This window comes from Burkholderia sp. 22313, from assembly GCF_052045245.1.
Lineage (GTDB): Bacteria > Pseudomonadota > Gammaproteobacteria > Burkholderiales > Burkholderiaceae > Burkholderia.
The window spans coordinates 122,146-140,374 of sequence record NZ_JBQEON010000017.1 but is presented as its reverse complement, the minus strand read 5'-3'; the positions used below and the strand labels follow the sequence as shown (position 1 = coordinate 140,374).

Annotated in this window: 19 protein-coding genes and 1 pseudogene; 10 read left to right on the top strand and 10 right to left on the bottom strand. The window is 67.4% G+C overall.

Annotated features, from left to right (window positions below):
* Positions 1 to 4 precede the first annotated feature (4 nt).
* Complete coding sequence (locus ACTJKF_RS16355) at positions 5 to 1,024, bottom strand: IS30 family transposase (RefSeq protein ID WP_440624553.1); 1,020 nt, start codon at positions 1,022 to 1,024, stop codon at positions 5 to 7.
* 38 nt (positions 1,025 to 1,062) lie between these two features.
* Entirely contained in the window at positions 1,063 to 1,416 is a 354-nt protein-coding gene (locus ACTJKF_RS16350) for a PAAR domain-containing protein (protein WP_440624552.1), read from the bottom strand.
* 105 nt (positions 1,417 to 1,521) lie between these two features.
* Between ACTJKF_RS16350 and ACTJKF_RS16345 the strand changes: the two genes are divergently transcribed.
* Positions 1,522 to 1,836, top strand: coding sequence for a GSU2403 family nucleotidyltransferase fold protein (locus tag ACTJKF_RS16345; protein WP_440624551.1), 315 nt, complete (start codon positions 1,522 to 1,524; stop codon positions 1,834 to 1,836).
* A gap of 34 nt (positions 1,837 to 1,870) precedes the next feature.
* Positions 1,871 to 2,011: pseudogene (locus ACTJKF_RS16340) on the top strand (sigma factor); the annotation flags it as partial.
* Positions 2,012 to 2,126: 115 nt separating this feature from the next.
* Here ACTJKF_RS16340 and ACTJKF_RS16335 read toward each other — a convergent pair.
* Together ACTJKF_RS16335 and ACTJKF_RS16330 are read right to left on the bottom strand one after the other, a co-directional pair.
* On the bottom strand, positions 2,127 to 2,555 hold the full coding sequence (locus ACTJKF_RS16335; RefSeq protein WP_440624550.1) for a PRC-barrel domain-containing protein: 429 nt from the start codon (positions 2,553 to 2,555) through the stop codon (positions 2,127 to 2,129).
* Positions 2,556 to 2,951: 396 nt separating this feature from the next.
* The gene (locus tag ACTJKF_RS16330; RefSeq protein WP_440624549.1) at positions 2,952 to 4,082 is read right to left on the bottom strand and encodes a 3-deoxy-7-phosphoheptulonate synthase; all 1,131 of its coding nucleotides are present in this window, start codon (positions 4,080 to 4,082) and stop codon (positions 2,952 to 2,954) included.
* 281 nt (positions 4,083 to 4,363) lie between these two features.
* Here ACTJKF_RS16330 and ACTJKF_RS16325 point away from each other — a divergent pair, with 281 nt between their 5' ends.
* Complete coding sequence (locus ACTJKF_RS16325; RefSeq protein ID WP_440624548.1) at positions 4,364 to 4,918, top strand: hypothetical protein; 555 nt, start codon at positions 4,364 to 4,366, stop codon at positions 4,916 to 4,918.
* Between the two features lie 206 nt (positions 4,919 to 5,124).
* Here the strand turns inward: ACTJKF_RS16325 and ACTJKF_RS16320 are convergent, their stop codons facing one another.
* The gene (locus ACTJKF_RS16320; RefSeq protein WP_440624547.1) at positions 5,125 to 5,835 is read right to left on the bottom strand and encodes a YceH family protein; all 711 of its coding nucleotides are present in this window, start codon (positions 5,833 to 5,835) and stop codon (positions 5,125 to 5,127) included.
* 438 nt (positions 5,836 to 6,273) lie between these two features.
* Between ACTJKF_RS16320 and ACTJKF_RS16315 the strand changes: the two genes are divergently transcribed.
* Both ACTJKF_RS16315 and hutC read left to right on the top strand, forming a co-directional pair.
* Entirely contained in the window at positions 6,274 to 7,038 is a 765-nt protein-coding gene (locus ACTJKF_RS16315; protein WP_440624546.1) for an SDR family oxidoreductase, read from the top strand.
* A 44-nt stretch (positions 7,039 to 7,082) separates the two neighbouring features.
* Positions 7,083 to 7,820 carry a histidine utilization repressor gene (gene hutC / locus ACTJKF_RS16310; RefSeq protein WP_440624545.1) on the top strand — a complete coding sequence of 246 codons (738 nt, stop codon included), beginning with the start codon at positions 7,083 to 7,085 and terminating at the stop codon, positions 7,818 to 7,820.
* A 104-nt stretch (positions 7,821 to 7,924) separates the two neighbouring features.
* Here the strand turns inward: hutC and ACTJKF_RS16305 are convergent, their stop codons facing one another.
* Together ACTJKF_RS16305 and ACTJKF_RS16300 are read right to left on the bottom strand one after the other, a co-directional pair.
* Positions 7,925 to 8,773 carry a phytanoyl-CoA dioxygenase family protein gene (locus ACTJKF_RS16305; protein ID WP_440624544.1) on the bottom strand — a complete coding sequence of 283 codons (849 nt, stop codon included), beginning with the start codon at positions 8,771 to 8,773 and terminating at the stop codon, positions 7,925 to 7,927.
* A 57-nt stretch (positions 8,774 to 8,830) separates the two neighbouring features.
* A complete protein-coding gene (locus ACTJKF_RS16300; RefSeq protein WP_440624543.1) occupies positions 8,831 to 9,634 on the bottom strand; it encodes an ABC transporter substrate-binding protein in 804 nt (267 codons plus the stop codon).
* A 463-nt stretch (positions 9,635 to 10,097) separates the two neighbouring features.
* Here ACTJKF_RS16300 and ACTJKF_RS16295 point away from each other — a divergent pair, with 463 nt between their 5' ends.
* The 3 genes from ACTJKF_RS16295 to ACTJKF_RS16285 all read left to right on the top strand — a co-directional run bounded on the left by ACTJKF_RS16295 (position 10,098) and on the right by ACTJKF_RS16285 (position 11,564).
* Positions 10,098 to 10,388: a helix-turn-helix domain-containing protein gene (locus ACTJKF_RS16295; protein ID WP_440624542.1), complete on the top strand. Its 291-nt coding sequence runs from the start codon at positions 10,098 to 10,100 to the stop codon at positions 10,386 to 10,388.
* The gene (locus ACTJKF_RS16290; protein ID WP_440624541.1) at positions 10,373 to 10,576 is read left to right on the top strand and encodes a hypothetical protein; all 204 of its coding nucleotides are present in this window, start codon (positions 10,373 to 10,375) and stop codon (positions 10,574 to 10,576) included. Before ACTJKF_RS16295 ends, ACTJKF_RS16290 begins: the two co-directional genes overlap by 16 nt.
* A 121-nt stretch (positions 10,577 to 10,697) precedes the next feature.
* Positions 10,698 to 11,564, top strand: a complete 867-nt coding sequence (locus ACTJKF_RS16285; RefSeq protein WP_440624540.1) for a LysR family transcriptional regulator — start codon at positions 10,698 to 10,700, stop codon at positions 11,562 to 11,564.
* A gap of 36 nt (positions 11,565 to 11,600) precedes the next feature.
* Here ACTJKF_RS16285 and ACTJKF_RS16280 read toward each other — a convergent pair whose 3' ends face one another.
* A complete protein-coding gene (locus tag ACTJKF_RS16280; protein ID WP_440624539.1) occupies positions 11,601 to 12,785 on the bottom strand; it encodes an amidohydrolase family protein in 1,185 nt (394 codons plus the stop codon).
* A gap of 84 nt (positions 12,786 to 12,869) precedes the next feature.
* Complete coding sequence (locus ACTJKF_RS16275; protein WP_440624538.1) at positions 12,870 to 14,069, bottom strand: amidohydrolase family protein; 1,200 nt, start codon at positions 14,067 to 14,069, stop codon at positions 12,870 to 12,872.
* 427 nt (positions 14,070 to 14,496) lie between these two features.
* Between ACTJKF_RS16275 and ACTJKF_RS16270 the strand changes: the two genes are divergently transcribed.
* Both ACTJKF_RS16270 and ACTJKF_RS16265 read left to right on the top strand, forming a co-directional pair.
* Positions 14,497 to 15,111: a glycine zipper 2TM domain-containing protein gene (locus tag ACTJKF_RS16270; RefSeq protein WP_440624537.1), complete on the top strand. Its 615-nt coding sequence runs from the start codon at positions 14,497 to 14,499 to the stop codon at positions 15,109 to 15,111.
* Between the two features lie 410 nt (positions 15,112 to 15,521).
* Positions 15,522 to 16,028, top strand: coding sequence for an N-acetyltransferase family protein (locus ACTJKF_RS16265; protein WP_440624536.1), 507 nt, complete (start codon positions 15,522 to 15,524; stop codon positions 16,026 to 16,028).
* A gap of 86 nt (positions 16,029 to 16,114) precedes the next feature.
* Here the strand turns inward: ACTJKF_RS16265 and ACTJKF_RS16260 are convergent, their stop codons facing one another.
* Positions 16,115 to 18,109 (bottom strand): glycosyl hydrolase family 28 protein, encoded by a 1,995-nt coding sequence (locus tag ACTJKF_RS16260; protein WP_440624535.1) that lies wholly within the window; start codon positions 18,107 to 18,109, stop codon positions 16,115 to 16,117.
* Positions 18,110 to 18,229 lie beyond the last annotated feature (120 nt).

The window sequence follows — 18,229 nt, the reverse complement described above, 5'->3', positions numbered from 1 at the left end:
AGAGTCAAGTGCAACGTTTTGCTAACCCCTCGGCTGCCAGTTCCATGGCCATGGCTTCCTCGGGCGTTTTCCAACCGAGCGTCTGGCGAGGACGTCCATTGAGCAGCTTGGCGATATCGTTCAATTGCGTCTGCGTGACGCCCGAGAGGTCCATGCCCTTTGGCAAGAACTGGCGTAGCAGGCCGTTTGTGTTCTCGTTGCTGCCGCGCTGCCACGGAGCGTATGGATCCGCGAACCAGATATCGAGGTTCAGTCGCTCGGCAAGCTCGACATGACAGGTCATCTCCGATCCACGGTCGTACGTCAGGCTCTCACGCAGGAAGGCCGGCACCTTCTTCATCTGGCGCGTGAAGCCCTCGAGTGCGTCTTGGGCGGTACAGCCGTCCATGCGGCACAGCACGACGAACCGTGTTTTACGCTCGACCAGCGTTCCAACGCAGGATCGATTGAACGCGCCTTTGACGAGGTCGCCCTCCCAATGTCCCGGCCATTGCCGCGTTTCAATCTGCTCAGGCCGATGAATGATGCGCAATTCATCCGGCACGAAGCTCTTGCGCGCAAGGGTTCGACGGGTGGTGCCGCGCGCAGGCTTCTCTTGGCGAAGCGCCTCGATCATCGCCTGCTTGAGTCCACCTCGGGGATGGGTATAGATCGCGGCGTAAATCGTTTCGTGGCTGACGCGCTGGTCAGGATTGTCTGGATGCATGTCGCGGAGTCTGGCAGCAATTTGCTGCGGCGACCAGCGTCGATAGACCAGTTGATGATGCACATGCCAGTACAGCGTACTGCCTTCGCTCAACTTACGACGCCGTACGCAGCGCCGACGGCGAAGCCGATAGGACGAGGCCGCCTGGGTTGCTTCGTAGCGCGGCGTTGCCGCATTCCGATTACGAGCCAGTTCGCGAGAAACCGTCGAAGCGCTGCGCCCCAATCGCCGTGCGATCTCTCGCATGCTGGTTCCCCGCTGACGTTCGATCATGATTGCCGCGCGGTCCTCCGCGCTCAGATGCTGGTACTTCTTCATCACAACACCTTACTTGATTCAAGGTGTTGCACTTGGAACTAGAGATTAAGCTCCCCGGTCGAAGCCAGACCAGTCGAAGCAAATCCCATGTCCGCTAGGCCCTGAGCCTCAAAGCTCTCAAACATGGAGTCCTGCGATGCGAGCATGACAGGGTTCGGGTAGCACTTACAGACGCACAAATCGCCTTCAAGCGCTGGCTCGTGACCCATCATATTGCTGGGCCACCGGGGCCCCTTGGGAACGATTCGGCCGGTTGACTGGCATGCAGGACAGACCACCTGTGCACCTAGATAAGTCAATTCCGTTCCATGATGGAAGCAATCCGGTATCCCCTCGATAACCGTTCCACCCGCCGACGACTTGTCACCAATCTTGAGGTAACTCCTTCGCATCTTCTCAGGCTCCTTATGTAGGATGAATTATGTGCCCGATATGTGTACGGCATTTTTGCCGCATTGACTATCGGTCAGGTCTGAATCCTGCTCGGCGAGTCGCAAATGGCCACCTTGATTTCGCGTCACGGCGCCGTGCCCGTGCGAGTGCCATCGCCGGCCCGATTCGCCATTCACAAACTGCTGGTGTCGAGGCTGCGAACCAGCATGCTGATCAAATCCAGCAAGGAGGTGCAGCAAGCGTGCGTATCGCTCGCGATGCTCGGGGAACACCGTACTGGTGACATCGAAGATGCATGCGCCGCACTGCCAAGATCATCGCGCGTGCTTGTTCGCCGCGTACTGCCGGAAGTGCGTCAGCTTCTGGCACCGGCGCACGGCAAAGCACTGATCGAACTCGAGAGCGGTCTCAAGAAATAGAACCCGTCCGATCCACGTCCTCCGCCCGTGATAGCAGAAGACCAGGTACCGGTTGCTCGGCTCCGTCGCGGACGCCGAGGACATCGTGCAGGACGCGTGGCTGCGTTGGCACGGCGCGGCCCGCGACGACGTCGAGAACGTCGAGTACGGAGCGCTTCAGTCCGTACGTACGCGAAGACGGCACGCGAAGGCATCAGCCAGGTCGTGGCGCTCGCGCCTCCGGAGGGTGGGGCGGAACGATAAACGGCGCCCGCCGCGTCGCGCGACGAGCACCGCACGGGTGACGCGGATCAGTGCTTGTCGTCGACCTTCTTCGGCTTCGGCGGCGACGGCACCTTCGCGTACTGGAACGCAGGCGTTGCCTTCAGCGCATCCTTCGTCGCGCCCGGCAGGTAGATGTTGCCGTTGCGCACGTCGAGCGACGCGATCGGCACCGCGACGTCATGCGCGGCCACGCCGAGGAAGCCGCCGGCCGACACGATCGCCGCCGACACCGAGCCGTCCGGCGCGACGATCAGGTCGCGCACCGTGCCGACCTTCTGGTTCGCGTCGTTGTACACCGCCTTGCCGAGCACGCTCTTCTTCACGCTCCAGCCTTCGAGCAGCGCCTGCGATTGCTCGACGGTCACGCTGAGCGGCTGCGCGCCGGCGATCTGCGCGTGCGCGCTGACGCTCGATGCGAGGACGGTTGCTGCGATGAGGGTCTTGTAGAACTTCATGTGCGTTGCACTCCGGTTCGGTTGTTGTTGATTCCGGGAGCGAAGCGGCGCAGGCGCAACGGCTGATCGGTGAGCGCCCCGCGCTTCGTCGGTCGCGTGGCGGCCGGCCGCGCCGCCACCACGGCGTGTGTGCGTGGCGGACCGGCGTGGCCGGGCCGCAGCGTGCAACACGGCGTTCATGGTAGCGGCATTCGCCGGATCGTGCGTTCGGAGTGCGATGTGGCAGGCGGGAGAAGCCTGATGAAGATCAGCGATCGTGCGGACGAACAGTGCGCTCGGCGCGAAAAAAACGACGCCACGGCGGTCGATCAGGAGAACGTGGCAGACAGGCAGCCGGTCTTCACCGGTGCATCGAACGACGCGGCGGACGCCACTCCGCCACGCCATCATGCCGCGTCACGCATTGCGCGAATACACCCTGCGATGCCGCACCGCCTCCGCCAGCACGTCGAGTACCGGCTCCGTCTGCGACCAGCTCAGGCACGCATCGGTAATCGACACGCCGTACTGCAGCGGCACGCCCGGCTTCAGGTCCTGCCGGCCGGCTTCGAGATGGCTCTCCACCATCACGCCGACGATCCGGTGCTCGCCCTGCGACAACTGCCGCGCGAGATCCTGGGCCACCTCGATCTGCCGCTCATGCGACTTGTTCGAGTTCGCATGCGAGCAATCGACCATCACCTGCTCGCGCAATCCGCCCTTGCGCAGCACCGCGCAGGTGGCCTCGACGTGCTCGGCGTCGTAGTTCGGCCCGTTCTTGCCGCCGCGCAGGATCACGTGCGCGTCGTCGTTGCCGCGCGTCTCGAAGATCGCGGCCATCCCCATCTTCGTCATCCCCATGAACGCATGGCTCGCGCGTGCGGCGACGATCGCGTCGGATGCGACCTGCACGCCGCCGTCGGTGCCGTTCTTGAAGCCGATCGGGCAGCTCAGCCCCGACGCGAGCTGCCGATGGCTCTGGCTCTCGGTCGTGCGCGCGCCGATCGCGCCCCACGCGATCAGGTCGGCGATGTATTGCGGGCTCAGCAGGTCGAGGAATTCGGTCGATGCCGGCAGGCCGAGCGCGTTGATGTCGAGCAGCAGTTGCCGCGCGGCGCGCAGCCCTTCGTTGATGCGGAAGCTGCCGTCCAGCCGCGGATCGTTGATGTACCCCTTCCAGCCGACCGTCGTGCGCGGCTTCTCGAAGTACACGCGCATCGTGATCAGCAGGTCGTCCTTCAGCGCATCGGCGGCAAGCTTCAGGCGACGCGCGTAATCGAGCGCCTGGTCGTGATCGTGGATCGAGCACGGGCCGACGACGAGCAGCAGCCGGTCGTCGCGGCCGTGCAGGATGTCGCCGATCGCGCGGCGCGTGTCCTCGACGAGCGTCTGCGTGCCGGCGGGCACCGGCAGCTCGTCCTGCAGCAGCGCCGGCGAAATCAGCGGACGCACGGCGCCGATACGAACGTCGTCGATGCGCGTGGTGTCCTGCGTCGCGTCGGCGCTGCCTACCTCGCGATCGTGGGAAGGATTGTCGAGGTTCTGCATGGGAATTCTCCGGGGACGTCTGGGATGATGGGCAGCCTCGATTATGGCACTCGCGCAAGGCGGCAGCGAGGCGCGGCGGGGGAAGGCGATCGCGATCGACGCGACGGTTGCAAAGGGGCGGCGATCGGGTTGCGCCGGCCATTCGGCCGAGTGGCAGCGGGTCGCCGACGTGCCGTACGATCGTGGCTGTCCGCTGCCGATGCGGCCCCTCGTTCGACGCAGGCGGCACGATGCACTGCCTGCCCGCGATTGCTCGCTCACCCCTTGCCCGACACGCCACGATGACCGTATCCGACCTGCTCAGCGCCATCCGCCAACCCTACGCCGACCTGCTCGCGCAAGCGGCCGCGCAACCGGCGGCCGTCGTCGAACCGGCCTACCGGAAAGCCGACGGCACGCTGGCCACCGAAGGCCCGCTCGCGCTGCCGTGCCGCGCCGATACCGTCCACACCGAAGGCGACTCGGCCGGCCAGCCGGCGATGATCGATTCGACCACGCAACTGGATTTCGAACCGTTCGCGTTCGAACTCGAAACGGCGGCCGTGTCGATCCGGCCGTTCGTGTGGGACTGGGCGACGATCGAAGCCGACGGTCTCGGCGAAGCCGCAGCCACCGACGCGTTCAAGACCTGGTTCTTCGCATGGTTCGATGCCGACGACGAAAGCGTGCCGGCCGAAGACGGCCTGCACGGCATCGTTCACTATCTGTCGGAACCGGCGAGCACCGGGCAGGGATGGCGCGTCAACGCGGATCTCGGCTCGGCACCGGGCGCGGCCGTCGAGGATCTGCTGTTCCGGCTCGTCGACGCGGGCGCCACGCGCATCAATATCGGCTGAAGCGCTGCTCGATGACGCACACCCATGCGCGCACCGGCAAGAAGACGGATTTCGAGTGGGCGCGGAACGTCGATGCGTCCGGGAAAACGGGGTGCCGCTGGTCATGCGGATGCGGGCTGCGTCGCGGACGGAATTTTGTCAGCCTTGTCCGTCTTGTCCGGCGCGCTGCGCGAGCGCGCCGGTGCGGTGTCGGCTCGGGCGATGGATCAGTCGGCGGCGCCCGGCACGTCGACGTCGATGCCGAGTTCGGCCGCCATCCGCTGAACCAGCGCGTTCAACCGCGCCACTTCATCCGACAGCCGCTTCTGCTCGGCCTTCAGCGCCTCGAACTCGGACGGCGGCACGGAATCCGCGCCGCCGCCCGTATCCGCACCAGCGAAGTCGGCGACGTTCACCTCGCCGCACATCAGATGCATCCAGCGGTTCTCGCGCGCACCGGGCGCACGCGGCAGCCGGATGACGAGCGGCTGCGCACGCGCCGCGAGTTCGTCGAGGAACGCCTCGACCGACGAGATGTCCGCGAAGCCGTGCAGGCGGGCGCTGTTCAGGCGCAGCTCGGCGGCCGTCTGCGGGCCGCGCAGCAGCAGGATCGTCAGCAGCGCGATCGCCTGGCTCGGAATGCCGAGCACGCGGTTCACGTTGTGTTCGAAACGCGGCACGCGGCTGCTGCTGCCCTCCATCACGAGGCTCAGGTGCTTGAGCCCGTCGAGCGCGGTCGTGACTTCGTCCTCGCTCACGTTCATCACCGGCGAGCGCGCGGTTTTCTGGTTGCAGCCCGAGGTCAGCGCATTCAGCGACAGCGGATAGGTGTCCGGCACCGTGTGCTGCTTCTCGACGAGCACGCCGAGAATGCGGGCCTCGAGCGGCGTGAGTTCGCGCAGGGCGCGTGGCGTGGGCATGTCCGGCGTGGTGTTCATGATGGCGTCGCAGCGTGCAGCAGGTGAAGGGGAAACCGTCGTAGCCCGTCCGGCGTCGCAAACAGGCTCGAACGAGCGAGCCATATGATAGCTCGCGATGCGCGGCCCGGCGTCGCGCGACGTCACGACGCGCCCACTTGCCGCACCCGGCTTTCGTCCAACGGATCGGCCGCTCGGCATCGCACGAAGTTGCACGACGAGACACGCGTTCGACGCCACGCATTCACGCGCGGCGCCCGTGCGCGGCATTGCCCCGCGTTTGCGTGACGCGCAGGCCGGCGCTACGATGTGCGTTCACCCGGACCGGACACGCGGCGCCGCACGCACCCGCCTTCACCGGCAACGCCACCGCCGCGCACCGCCCGTCCCGCAAGCCGCGCCGCCGCACCTGTGCGCCGCGCTCGTCAACACGATTCAACCGTTCACTCGTTCACCGCCATGACTGCATCCTCTTTAGCGCCGCACGTGCGCGCCATCGTCACCGGGCACACGCGCGGCCTCGGCGCGTCGCTCGCCGAACACCTGCTGCAGGAAGGCATCGCCGTGCTCGGCGTGTCGCGCAGCCGCCATCCGTCGCTTGCCGCGCAGGCCGGCGGCCGCTTCGCCGAAGCCGAGCTCGACCTGTCGGACACGTCGGCCGTTTCGACGTGGCTCGCCGGCGACACGCTGCGCAGCTTCGTCGACGGCGCGTCGCTCGTGCTGCTCTTCAACAACGCGGGCATCGTCGATCCGATCGGGCCGCTCGACGCGCAGGATCCGGCGCTCGTCGCGCGCGTGGTCGGCCTGAACGTCGCGGCGCCGCTGATGCTGTCGGCCGCGCTCGTGCAGGCGGTATCGGCCCCGACCGAATGCCGGATCCTGCACGTGTCGAGCGGCGCCGCGCGCAATGCGTACGCGGGCTGGAGCATCTACTGTGCGACCAAGGCCGCGCTCGACCACCACGCGCGCGCGGTCGCGCTCGACACGAACCGTGCGCTGCGGATCTGCAGCGTCGCACCGGGCGTGGTCGATACGGGCATGCAGGCGACGATCCGCTCGACCAGCGAAGCAAACTTCCCGCTGCGCGAGAAATTCGACCAGTTGAAGGCGAGCGGCGCACTGTCGACACCCGAGGCCGCCGCGCGACAGCTGATCGGCCATGCGCTGAGCGACGCGTTCGGTTCGGTGCCGACGGCCGACATTCGCGAACTGCCCGCGAGCTGATCCGGGATAGAATTTCGCGATTGCCTTTCCCCAAGGATCCCCCGATGGTCACGAAGACCACCGCACCGTTCCAGCAGATCAAGACGCTCGTTCGCCAGAATGTCGATGCGGGCGACTGGCGCCCGGGGGACCGCATCCCGTCCGAACTCGATCTCGCCGCGCAATTCGGCGTCGCGCGCATGACGGTCAACCGCGCGCTGCGCGAGCTGACCGAGGAAGGCGTGCTGAAGCGCATCGCGGGCGTCGGCACCTTCGTGGCCGAAGTGAAGCCGCAGTCGAACCTGCTGATGATCGCGCACATCCGCGACGAGATTCGCGCACGCGGCCACGAGTACCGCTGCCGCGTGCTCAGCCAGTCGCGCGAACCCGCGTCGTTCGACGTCGCGGCCGCGTTCGGGCTGGCGGTCAACACGCCGGTCTTTCATGTGGTGTGCGTGCACGAGGAAAACGGCCGTCCGATCCAGCTCGAGGACCGCTACGTGAATCCGGCCGCCGCACCCGACTTCATCGATCAGGATTTCCAGACCGAGCCGCCGTCCGAATACCTGTTCAATAACGTGTCGCACTACGAACTGGAGATCGAGCACGTCGTCGACGCGTCGCTGCCGACCGGCGAACAGGCGCGACTGCTCGACATGCGCGCCGACGAGCCGTGCCTCACGCTCACGCGCCGCACCTGGACGAACGGGCTGCCGGTCACGTTCGTGCACTTCCTGCATCCGGGCAATCGCTACCGGCTCGGCTCGCGCTTCAAGCCGGGCGCGGGGCGTCACCAGACCTGAACGACCTTCACCGCCGCGTGAAAACGATCACGCGCGACGGCCGCTTCATCGCGAAACAGCCGCCGCGCGCGTGATGTCGCGTGAGGTTCGCGTGACGCTGCCGCTCAGATCGCCCCGACCTGCCCCGCGCCGCGCGACCACACGACCGGAAACAGCGGATGCTCGAGCGACGCGCCGTCCGGCAGTTCGTCGGCGAGCCCCGGAAAGTCGGGCGACGTCTTCCAGCGGCGCGGCGCGTGACGAATGTCGTCGCCGACGAAGCGGATCGAGAACGCGCGCCGGCGGTTCTGCGTGCCGCCCGACGCATGCAGCGTCAGCATCCGGAAGCACACCATGTCGCCCGGCTCGAGCGCCCAATGGCGGATCGGGAACGCCGAGCGGTCGGCCTCGATGTCGGGCAGGTCGGCGAGACTGCCTTCCGGGAACCACTTCGCCTCCTTGTCCATGAACGTGCGCGGCATCAGCCACGGCCCCTGGTGCGAACCCGCGACGAATTCCAGCGTCGATTCGAGCGGCACCGGGTCGACCGGAATCCACATGCTGACGTTGTCGTCGCCTTCGATGTTGTAGTACGGCTGATCCTGGTGCCACGGCGTGCGCTGCCGCGTGCCGGGCTCCTTCACGAGCAGGTGGTCGTGATGCAGCCGCACCGTCTGCGTGCCCATCAGCGCGGCGGCCACCGATGGCGCGGGCGAACGCACGATGAAGTCGCGGTACGCGTCGTTGTGCTGCCAGTTGCAGAAGTCCTCGAAGAACCAGCCCGGATCGTCGGGCCGGCTCGCGACCTTCGCGCGTTCGCTCGGCCGCGCGAGGTTCGTGTCGATTCCGGCACGCAGCGCGGCCACTTCGTCGGGCGAGAAGATGCCCTTGATGCACACCGCGCCTTCGTCGCGGAACGCGGCGATCAGTTCGGGCGTCACGGCTTTCGCGACGCGCTCCTGGATACTCGTCATGGGTTGCCTGTCGATGGAATGAGTCACGCAGTCGTGACGGTCGGTTGGATCACGGGTTCACGGTGCGGAGGTCAGTTGCTGCTTCGCGCCGTAGATGTCGAAGTCGAAGTATTTCGCGGCGATCTTCTGGTACGTGCCGTTCGCGCGGATCGCGACGATCGCGTCGTTCAGCCGCTTCTTCATCTCGGCGTCGCCCTTGCGCACGCCCATCGCGACGCCGTAGCCGGTGATGCGCACGTCGGTCACGTCCGGGCCCGCGAACGCGTAGCCCTTGCCGCGCGGCGTCTTCAGGAACGAATAGCCGGCTTGCGTCTTGTCCTGGAAGGTCGCGTCGAGACGGCCGTTCACGAGGTCCTGATACACCTGGTCCTGGTTCTGGTACGACACGATCGTCACCCCCTTGGTCGCCCATTCGGCCTTCGCGTACGCCTCCTGCGTGGTGCCTTGGTCGATCCCGATGCGCTTGCCGGCGAGCGACGCCGCGGTCGGCAGCAGCTTCGAGCCGGCCGGCGCGACGAGCGCGCCCGGCGACGCATACAGTTTGTTCGAGAAGTCGATCTGCTTGAGCCGCTCGTCGGTGGCCGTCATCGCGGACATGATCACGTCGAACTTGCGCGCGCGCAGCGCCGGAATCATCCCGTCGAAGCCCTGCTCGACCCACACGCATTTCGCATGCATCTGCTCGCAGAGCGCATTGCGCAGGTCGATGTCGAAACCGGCGAGCGAGCCGTCAGGCTGCTTCGCCTCGAACGGCGGATAGGTGGGATCGATGCCCCAGCGGATCGTCGCGGTGTCCTGTGCGAACGCGACGAGCGGCGCGAACGCCAGCGCGGAAACGACGAGCTTTGCGGTGCGGTTCATGAAGGGTCCTTGTGGTCTCGACGTGGCGGGCAAGCGCCGGGCGTCTGTTGGGGGCGTCGCGCCGGGATACCCGGCGCGGCACGGTGTGCGAAAGACGGGGACTTCGATGAAACTGCGATGCAGTCTAGACCGCTCAATTTTTGAGCGCAAGCGGGAGAAATGGAGCGGAGATGGACGAGGGGAAGCCCGGCGGAGAAATCGCGCAGGAAGGCCGGGGTAGCGATCTTCGTGGGGTAATTTAGCTTGAATTACCGAAATTTCCAGTGTTTACCCGATGCGTCTCACAGTCTGTCGAGACCGTGTTTTGCCGGATATCCACAGGACGAGGATGTCGATAATCGACAGGCGCTCGGGCTCTCCTTTGAATGGATCTCCGAAATCTTCGCTCCGGCCTATACCGCATTGGCAATCGCCAAAGCAGAATCTGCCTTACATTCGAAACCCCCGGTATCAGGAAATCAACATGCAACTCCATGAAATCGGCCGGATCGTCGCCAAACGAAGGACGGAACTCGATCTGACTCAACATCAGCTGGCAAAACTCGCCGGCGTGTCGATCCTTACCGTGAACCAGCTCGAAATCGGCACAACCAACGACATCGGGATCAGCAAGCTGATCGGATTGCTGGGCGTACTCGGCATCGAAATCACGGCGCATCCGCGCAAGGATCACAACGGGCTCTACAAAGCCGTCGTCAGCGCGAACGTCAGTTACAAGGGCGAGTTGACCGAGCGGCTATGGCCGACGCGTTGACCACGGGCCGGATTCCGGCAGGATACGAATCGCAGTTCTCCGTCATCCTCGACGAAGTGCCACTGCCCGTCGTGATCAAAGCCGCCGAAGAAGCCGCGGCACACTCTGGCACGCCGCTCCGCGCCATCTGGACGCACCTTGCGACGTGGTCGACGGCGCTTGGTCTCTATCGAAAAGTGTGGGCATGATCGCGTCGATCGGCACGCGCGCCAGGTCCGGCGAAACCGCGATTGCCCGCGGGCCGGGGCCATGTTAAAAGTCGTCGCACGCATTTGGAAATGAAATGCTCGAATCCAGAAAAGTGCAGAAATGAATAGACCTTTGTTCGACCTCGACCTGTTGCGCGCGCTCGTGATGGTCGCCGACTGCGGCAGCTTCACGACCGCGTCCGCGCGCCTGCATTCGACGCAGTCGACGGTCAGCCAGAAGGTGCGCCGGCTCGAGGAGATCGCCGGGCATCGCCTGCTCGACCGCGGCACGCGCGACGTGCGGCCGACCGATGCCGGCGTGACGGTGCTCAGCTACGCGCGACGCATGATCGCGCTGAACGACGAGATGCTGGAAGCGCTGTCGGGCGCGACCGTCGCGCTGACGATCCGGCTCGGCGTGCCCGACGATTTCGCGGCGGGCCGCACGACCCATGCGCTCGCCGCGTTCAAGCGCGATCATCCGCAGGTGAAGCTCGAGGTGATGTGCGGACTGAGCCGCGACATCTGCGCGGCCTACGATCGCGGCGAACTCGATCTCGTGCTGATCAAGCAACGGCGCGACAGCCGCGAGTCGGTGGCGCGCTGGCCGGAAAGGCTGCGCTGGATCGACAGCGCGCAGCATCCGACGATCGACCTCGATCCGGTGCCGATCGTCGTGTTTCCGCCGCGCGGGCTCTATCGCGACGACATGATCAAGGCGATCGAGGAACGCGGCCGCCGCTGGCGGATCAGCTTCACGACGTCGAGCCTGAGCGGAATCCAGGCGGCCGTCGCGGACGGGCTCGGCATCAGCGTGCTGCCCGCGCGCGTGGTGACCGACGAACACGTCGTGCTGACCGCGGCGCACGGCGGCTTCGCGCCGATCGAGAACATGGACATCGCGATCCTGCATCGGCCGACGGCCGATCCGATGGTCAGCGAACTGACGAAGGCGCTCGCGGCGATGCTGGAACACGAGCGGGATTAGGCATCGCCATCGCGATGCGGCGCCCGGCCGCCCGGCTCAGACGAGCGCGCCGTGACGCGCGACGATCTTCCCCGACGACACGACGAGCCGCCGCGCCGGCCGCGCGACGACAGCCTCGGCGAACGTCAGCGCATCGACGAGCACGACGTCCGCGCGCTTGCCCGCTTCCAGACCGTAGTCGGCGAAGCCGCAACCACGCGCCGCGCCGTGCGTCACGCAGTCGAGCGCGACGTCGAGCGCATCGTCGCGCCGGAAATCGTTGCGCATGCCGATCAGCATCGCGCGTTCGAGCATGTCGGGCGAACCGTACGGCGTCCACGTGTCGCGCACGCCGTCGTTGCCGCCGATCACGGTCACGCCTGCCGCGCGGCACGCAGCGACCGGCGGCACCGGCACCGCAGCCGGCGCGGTCGTGACGATCGCGACGCCGAGTTCGGCCATCCGCGCGAGCAGCGCGTCGCGCTCGCGGTCCGCGATATCGCCGAGACAAAAGCCGTGGCTGATCGTGACCTTGCCCTGCATGCCGAGCGCGGCCGTGCGCTGCAGGATGAGATCGAGCGAATACGCGCCCATCGAGCCGCGCTCGTGCAGATGCAGGTCGAGCCCGCGGCCGTGGCGCTCGGCGATCCCGAACAGCACGTCCACCGCCTCCACCGGATCGCCCTCGATCGCGCACGGATCGAGGCCGCCGAGCAGATCGGCGCCCGCGCCCAGCGCGTCGGACAGCAGCGCGGCCGTGCCGGGCCGCTTGAGCACGCCCGACTGCGGAAACGCGACGATCTGGATTTCCACCTGGCCGCGCAGCGTCTCGCGCGTGGCGAGCACGCCGTGCAGATGCCGCAGCCCGGCTTCGGTGTCGACGTCGACGTGGGTGCGGATCCGCGTCGTGCCGGCCGCGAGGAACGCACGCGACAGCGCGAGCGACGCGGCACCCGCATCGTGGCCGCTCGTCGCGCGGTAGTGGCGCTCGTTCTCGATGCGGTCGACGAGGCGCGGCCCCACCGCGTTGCGATACCACGGCATCCCCCAGTGGGTCTTGTCGAGGTGCGTGTGGCCTTCGACGAGGCCGGGCAGCGCAAGCGCGCGCGCGCCGTCCTCGATCGCGCAGCCGGCGGGCGCGTCGAGCGACGGGCCGACGCGCGCGATGCGCTCGCCTTCGATCAGGATGTCGAGCGCTTCGTCGGCGTGCGTGCGGACGTTGCGGATCAGCAGGTTCGTCATGTCGGTTCCGGTTGGGTCGGTCAGTCGGTCAGTCGGTCGGTGCAAGACCGTCGCGATGCACGCATCGCGACGGCGATCGGGTCGTTAGCGCGTGAACCGCAGCGCCGGCGCGAACGGTGCATCGGTATCGCTTTCGCCGCGGCGGAAGACCCAGCGTTCGGCCGGCACGCCGGCGACGGCCGCCGCCGCATTCGGCGCGCGCACCGCGACGAAGCTCGCGTCGCAGCCGACCGCGATGCCGTAGCCGGCCTTGCCGATCGCCCGGGCGCCGGCGTGCGTCGCCATGTCGAGCGCGATGCCGAGCGCTGCGTCGGTGTAAAAGCCCGAGCGGTAGCCGACCATCATCGCGCGCTGCAGCATGTCGCCGTTGCCGTACGGCCACCACGCGTCGCGAATGTTGTCGTTGCCGGCGAACACGTGCACGCCCGCGTCGCGCAACTGCCGTACCGGCGGAAATGCGCAGTCGCCCGGCGCATTGGTCAGGATCGACACGCCGGCATCGGCGAGCGCCGCGGCGGCACGCTCGACGTCGCCATGGTCGACCTGGCCGAGCGCATACGCATGGCTCACGTTCACGCGGCCGCCGAGGCCCGCCGCGCGCGTGCGCGCCGCGATCCGCAACAGTTGCGCGATGCCGGTCTCGCCCGGTTCGTGCAGGTGGATGTCGATCTTCGCGCCGCGCTTCTCGGCGATGCCGAACACGATGTCGAGCTGGCCGTCCGCGTCGCCGTCGAGCGTCGTCGGGTCGATCCCGCCGACCACGTCCGCGCCTTCGCGCACGGCGGCATCGAGGATCGCGGCGGTGCCCGGGCAGCTCACCACGCCGGCCTGCGGGAACGCGACCAGCTCGATGTCGACGATCCCGCGCCATGATTCGCGCGCGGCCATCACGGCCTGCAGGTTCGACAGGCCGGTAGTCGCGTCGACGTCGACGTGGCTGCGCATCGCGATCGTGCCGAACGCGGCGGCTTGCGCGATCAGCGCATTCGCGCGCTCGACGATCGGCGGCGCGGCCGCGAGCTGGCGCTTCTCGACCGCGAGCCGCTCGCGCAGCGAGCCGGCCGGCTCGTGCGATACCCAGCGGTCGCCGACGAAGCTCTTGTCGAGGTGGATGTGGCCGTCGACGAAACCGGGCAGCACGACGCGGCCGCCCAGGTCGATGGTGTCCGCGCCGGGCGCGGCGGTGCAATCGGCGCCGATCGCGACGAAGCGGCCGTCACGGACGACGAGGTTGATGGGCTGGCCGCCGGCATCGACGGCGTGGGTGAAGAAACGATCGGACATGACTCGGAAGGGTGGGGCGGTCGCTGCGCGACGCCGGCGCGGACACGGGAGGGAACCGCGGCCGGCACGGCGCGACCGTCGGCAGGGAATGCGGTCACGATATCGGACGGGGCGGCCAGAGGCCAATTAAATGTCGCGATGCCGCGCATTCGATTTCGCGATGCGCGCGCGGCGCCCCGCCGGGCGTGGCGGGGCGATGGGGCGCGATCACCGGGAAGCGGGCCGCGTGGCCGCTCACGGCGTATCGGCGCGGTCGCGCTCGGGCGCGCCGCAGCGTCGCCCCCGGCCACGATTTGCGCGGCAACAGACTTTACACGTTGTTACCCGGCCGCACCGGACGGGCCTCCGCCCTTTCCTTATACTCACGCCGAGTTCGCCACCCGTCCCGGAATTCGTCGGCGAACACGTTGCCGATGCAGGAAACATCATGATGCGCATGCCTTCCACGAAGACCGTTCTGTTCGCCTCGCTCGTCGCCGTGGCGGCGCTTCCGCTGACCGCCTGTGTCGCGCCGGGTTACTACGGCGCGCAACCGGGCTATCCGCAGCAGCAATACGCGACGCCCGGCTACGCGCAGCCCGCGTATTCGCAACCCGGCTACGTGCAGCCGCAGCAGCCGGCGTATCCGAACCAGGCGCCGCAGTACGATCAATACGGCAATCAGCAGCCATACGGCGGCCAGTACGGCAACGGCTACGGCACGCAATACGGCACCGTCGCGAACATCCAGCCGGTCAACGGCTCGGTCGGCACGTCGGGCGTCGCCGGCACCGTCGTCGGTGCGCTGGTCGGCGGGCTGGTGGGGAATCAGTTCGGCCGCGGTCACGGCCGCGATGCGGCCACCGTGATCGGCGCGCTCGGCGGCGCCGTCGCCGGCAACCAGATCGGCCAGCAGATGGGCGCGGCCCAACCGCCGAGCAGCTACCGGATCGACGTGCAGGTCAGCGACGGCTCGACGCGCTCGTTCGACGTGCAGTCGCCGGGCGACCTGCGCCCGGGCGATCGCGTGCAGATCAACGGCAATCAGCTGTCGCGGTATTGATGCGGCGCGCGGGCGCCTGACTTGATCGGGCGCAGCGCGCGTCTTTCACGCGCCCCCCGCACGTTTCGCGCGCGTGGTCGCATGCGCCGCTCCGGCGCGCTTCGCTGCCGTTGCCTGCTTCGCGTCGACGCGGCATACCTGCCGAACACGACGCGTCGACGCCGCTTCGACCGCACTCGCGCGCCTCATCCACGCCGACGTTCATCTCATCGGGCGCAACACCCACGCGAGCGCATCGAGCGCATCGAACGGAGGTGCAACGCCCCCCCGTTCGCGTGACCTCGGCTACGCAAAACCCGACAGCACGCGATGCCGATTCCGATTAGCATCGTCGATGTCCTGCCGCGCCCTCGCGCTGCAGATTCCGCGTCGATCCCGCTATCCCGGCACACCCACGACAACTCCGACCGATGATCACGATCCGCCTGCTCGATGCCGCCGATGCGGCGCAATTCCAGTCCGTCCGCCTACGCGCGGTCGACACGTCGCCGACCTCGTTCCTGCCGACCCGCGACGAAGAAGCCGGCGTGTCGGTCGACGAATTCGCGAAGCGCATCACGCCGACCGACGGTCAGGCCGTGTTCGGCGCATTCGACGGCGCATCGCTCGTCGGCATCACGGGCGTGCGCCGCGATGCGCGCGCCAAGGTCGCGCACAAGGCGACGATCTGGGGCGTGTTCGTCGACCCCGCGTATCGCGGGCGCGGCATCGCGCAGTCGCTGCTCGATCACGCGAGCGCGCATGCGGCGCAAACGTGGCAGTGCACGCAACTGATGCTGTGCGTGAACGAGATCAACGGCGCCGCGGAACGGTTGTATGCGTCGCAAGGGTTCGTCCGGTTCGGCACCGAGCCGCGCTCGCTGCGGGTCGACGGCCGCTTCTACGATGAACATCACATGGTGAAGACGCTGGCGTAACGCGGCCGCGTTCGCACCCGGCTTCGCGTTCGCGTGCATCGGCCGGNCGCACGGGCCGCACGCGAACGCTCGCCCACGCCGCTACGTCATCGCTTGTCGGTGATCGTCGTGTTGACCACCTGCCCGGCGATCGTCACGTTCGCCAGCGTCATCGCGCTCACGTTGAACGCATAGATCGGCCCCGGCGACGTGACCGTCGGCGAGCCCGATGCAACCGGCGTACCGAAGTCGCAATTGCGGATCGTCACGCCGGAGATCGGCTGCACGGCGGGCGTCGGCGGCGTGCCGTTGTAGTCGAACGCGACCGGCCCTTGCGCGACGATCGCCTGGAAGCACGACGCGGTCACGCCGTTCAGCGTCACGTTGCTCGCCTTCACGTCGGAGATCGTCACGTTCTGCACGACCGGCGGCCGCGTGCGCACCGCGTCGTTCGCCGGCTGGTAGTCACAGTCGAACGTGACGATGCCGCCCTGCGCGGCCGACGGATTGCCGGCCGCCGGCGTGACCACGCCGAGCGGCACGCTCGCGTTGATCGGGCTGCCCGCGAGCAGCGCGCTGCCGTAGCCGCCGCCCTTCAGCGTCAGCCCGTTCGGCAGCGTGACGCCCTTCACGTGGAAATCCTTCACGTAGCCGCCGCGATTCATGTTGGTCTTCACGCGAATCGCGATGTTCAGCGGATTGGTCTGCCAGTTCGCATTCAGCATCGACAGGTTGGTCGCGTAGATCTGCTCGACGCCGCCGCCCATCTCGCTGCCGAGCGTGATGCCGCCGTGCCCGCTGTTCATCGTGCAGTTGCGGATCAGGTGCCGCTTGGCCGGCCCGTATTCCGTGTCGCGGTCCTTGCCCGACTTGATCGCGATGCAGTCGTCGCCGGTGTTGAACGTGCAGTCTTCGCACAGCACGTCGGTGCACGCATCCGGATCGAAACCGTCGTTGTTCGGGCCGATGCTGTTGGTCGTCACGCCGCGGATCACGACGTTGCGGGACGCGGTCGGATGGTGCTGCCAGAACGGCGTGTTCTGCGTCTGGTAGTGCGCCATCAGCACGTTGGTGCAGCCGATGAATTCGACCATGCACGGGCGCAGGTAATGGCCGAGCCCGAAAATGCGCTGCTCGACCGGCACGCCGGCCTCGGACAGCGCGGGCAGGTAGTTCTGGTCCTGCTGCCACGGCGTGACGGGCGACGTGAGCAGCGCATAGAGCGCGTCCGGAATCGCGGGCGCGACGATCCGCAAGTCGACGTTGTTCGGATTCGCAGCGTTCTGGGCCGGCACCGCCGGGCCGGCGCCGTATGCGCCCGACGAACCTTTGTAGGTCCACCAGCACACGCTGCTGCTGCCGGAACCGGAGAACGGCGTCATCGCCTGCCCGTTCAGCACGGACGTCGGCCCTTCGCCGGTCAGCGCGAGGTTCGTCGCATTGCGCGCATAGACGGGCGCGCCGTAGTTCAGGCAGTCGTTCGCCTGCCAGCGGCTGTAGTAGAGATGGCCGTTCGCGCCGCAGTCGACCGGGCCGTCCTTCGCGTAGTCGGCCGGGTTCGGGCTGAAGTAGATCGTGCAGTTCGCGCTCAGGTGGAAATTCACGTTGCTCTGCAGCACGATCGGCCCCGCGCAATACCAGTTGCCGGCCGGCACGACGACGCGGCCGCCGCCGGCACGCACGCATGCGTCGATCGCCGCGAGAAACGCCGGACGCGAGTCGAAGGCGCCCGGTGCGGTCGTGAGTTCCGAACCGGGGCTGACGGGCGATTTCGCCACCGGGTACGGCGATACCTGCGCGACGGTCGCGCATGGGCGCGCGCCGTAGTGCGTGACGTCGAAGTCATGCTTGCGGAACGCCAGCCGCGACACGTGCGCGAGCGACGCCGCAATGCGCGCCGCCGCGCCGTGCTCGCCCCAGATCAGGTCGACCGCCGCATTGGGCGGCGTGCCGGCCGCCAACGCGCGGGTGGCCGCGAGCGGCCCGCCGAGCACCGCGCCGCCGGCGAGCGCGCCGGTCCAGCCGATGAAGTCGCGGCGCGATACGCGCTTCGGCGAAGGCGATCGGACAGACGAAGACGAACGGCGACGGTTGGCTGCCATGGGCACTCCTTCAGAGGTTGGGGATCGGGGATCGATGCGCCGGTCGGCGGATCTGCATTCATACGTCGTCGTACTACTAAGCGCAGTCTAGACGCGATCGACGCACGGCATGTATTTATC

Coding starts and splice junctions, on each gene's coding strand:
- ACTJKF_RS16355 (WP_440624553.1), bottom strand. CDS start 1,024: ATGAAGAAGTACCAGCATCTGAGCGCGGAGGACCGCGCGGCAATCATG.
- ACTJKF_RS16350 (WP_440624552.1), bottom strand. CDS start 1,416: ATGCGAAGGAGTTACCTCAAGATTGGTGACAAGTCGTCGGCGGGTGGA.
- ACTJKF_RS16345 (WP_440624551.1), top strand. CDS start 1,522: ATGGCCACCTTGATTTCGCGTCACGGCGCCGTGCCCGTGCGAGTGCCA.
- ACTJKF_RS16335 (WP_440624550.1), bottom strand. CDS start 2,555: ATGAAGTTCTACAAGACCCTCATCGCAGCAACCGTCCTCGCATCGAGC.
- ACTJKF_RS16330 (WP_440624549.1), bottom strand. CDS start 4,082: ATGCAGAACCTCGACAATCCTTCCCACGATCGCGAGGTAGGCAGCGCC.
- ACTJKF_RS16325 (WP_440624548.1), top strand. CDS start 4,364: ATGACCGTATCCGACCTGCTCAGCGCCATCCGCCAACCCTACGCCGAC.
- ACTJKF_RS16320 (WP_440624547.1), bottom strand. CDS start 5,835: ATGAACACCACGCCGGACATGCCCACGCCACGCGCCCTGCGCGAACTC.
- ACTJKF_RS16315 (WP_440624546.1), top strand. CDS start 6,274: ATGACTGCATCCTCTTTAGCGCCGCACGTGCGCGCCATCGTCACCGGG.
- hutC (WP_440624545.1), top strand. CDS start 7,083: ATGGTCACGAAGACCACCGCACCGTTCCAGCAGATCAAGACGCTCGTT.
- ACTJKF_RS16305 (WP_440624544.1), bottom strand. CDS start 8,773: ATGACGAGTATCCAGGAGCGCGTCGCGAAAGCCGTGACGCCCGAACTG.
- ACTJKF_RS16300 (WP_440624543.1), bottom strand. CDS start 9,634: ATGAACCGCACCGCAAAGCTCGTCGTTTCCGCGCTGGCGTTCGCGCCG.
- ACTJKF_RS16295 (WP_440624542.1), top strand. CDS start 10,098: ATGCAACTCCATGAAATCGGCCGGATCGTCGCCAAACGAAGGACGGAA.
- ACTJKF_RS16290 (WP_440624541.1), top strand. CDS start 10,373: ATGGCCGACGCGTTGACCACGGGCCGGATTCCGGCAGGATACGAATCG.
- ACTJKF_RS16285 (WP_440624540.1), top strand. CDS start 10,698: ATGAATAGACCTTTGTTCGACCTCGACCTGTTGCGCGCGCTCGTGATG.
- ACTJKF_RS16280 (WP_440624539.1), bottom strand. CDS start 12,785: ATGACGAACCTGCTGATCCGCAACGTCCGCACGCACGCCGACGAAGCG.
- ACTJKF_RS16275 (WP_440624538.1), bottom strand. CDS start 14,069: ATGTCCGATCGTTTCTTCACCCACGCCGTCGATGCCGGCGGCCAGCCC.
- ACTJKF_RS16270 (WP_440624537.1), top strand. CDS start 14,497: ATGATGCGCATGCCTTCCACGAAGACCGTTCTGTTCGCCTCGCTCGTC.
- ACTJKF_RS16265 (WP_440624536.1), top strand. CDS start 15,522: ATGATCACGATCCGCCTGCTCGATGCCGCCGATGCGGCGCAATTCCAG.
- ACTJKF_RS16260 (WP_440624535.1), bottom strand. CDS start 18,109: ATGGCAGCCAACCGTCGCCGTTCGTCTTCGTCTGTCCGATCGCCTTCG.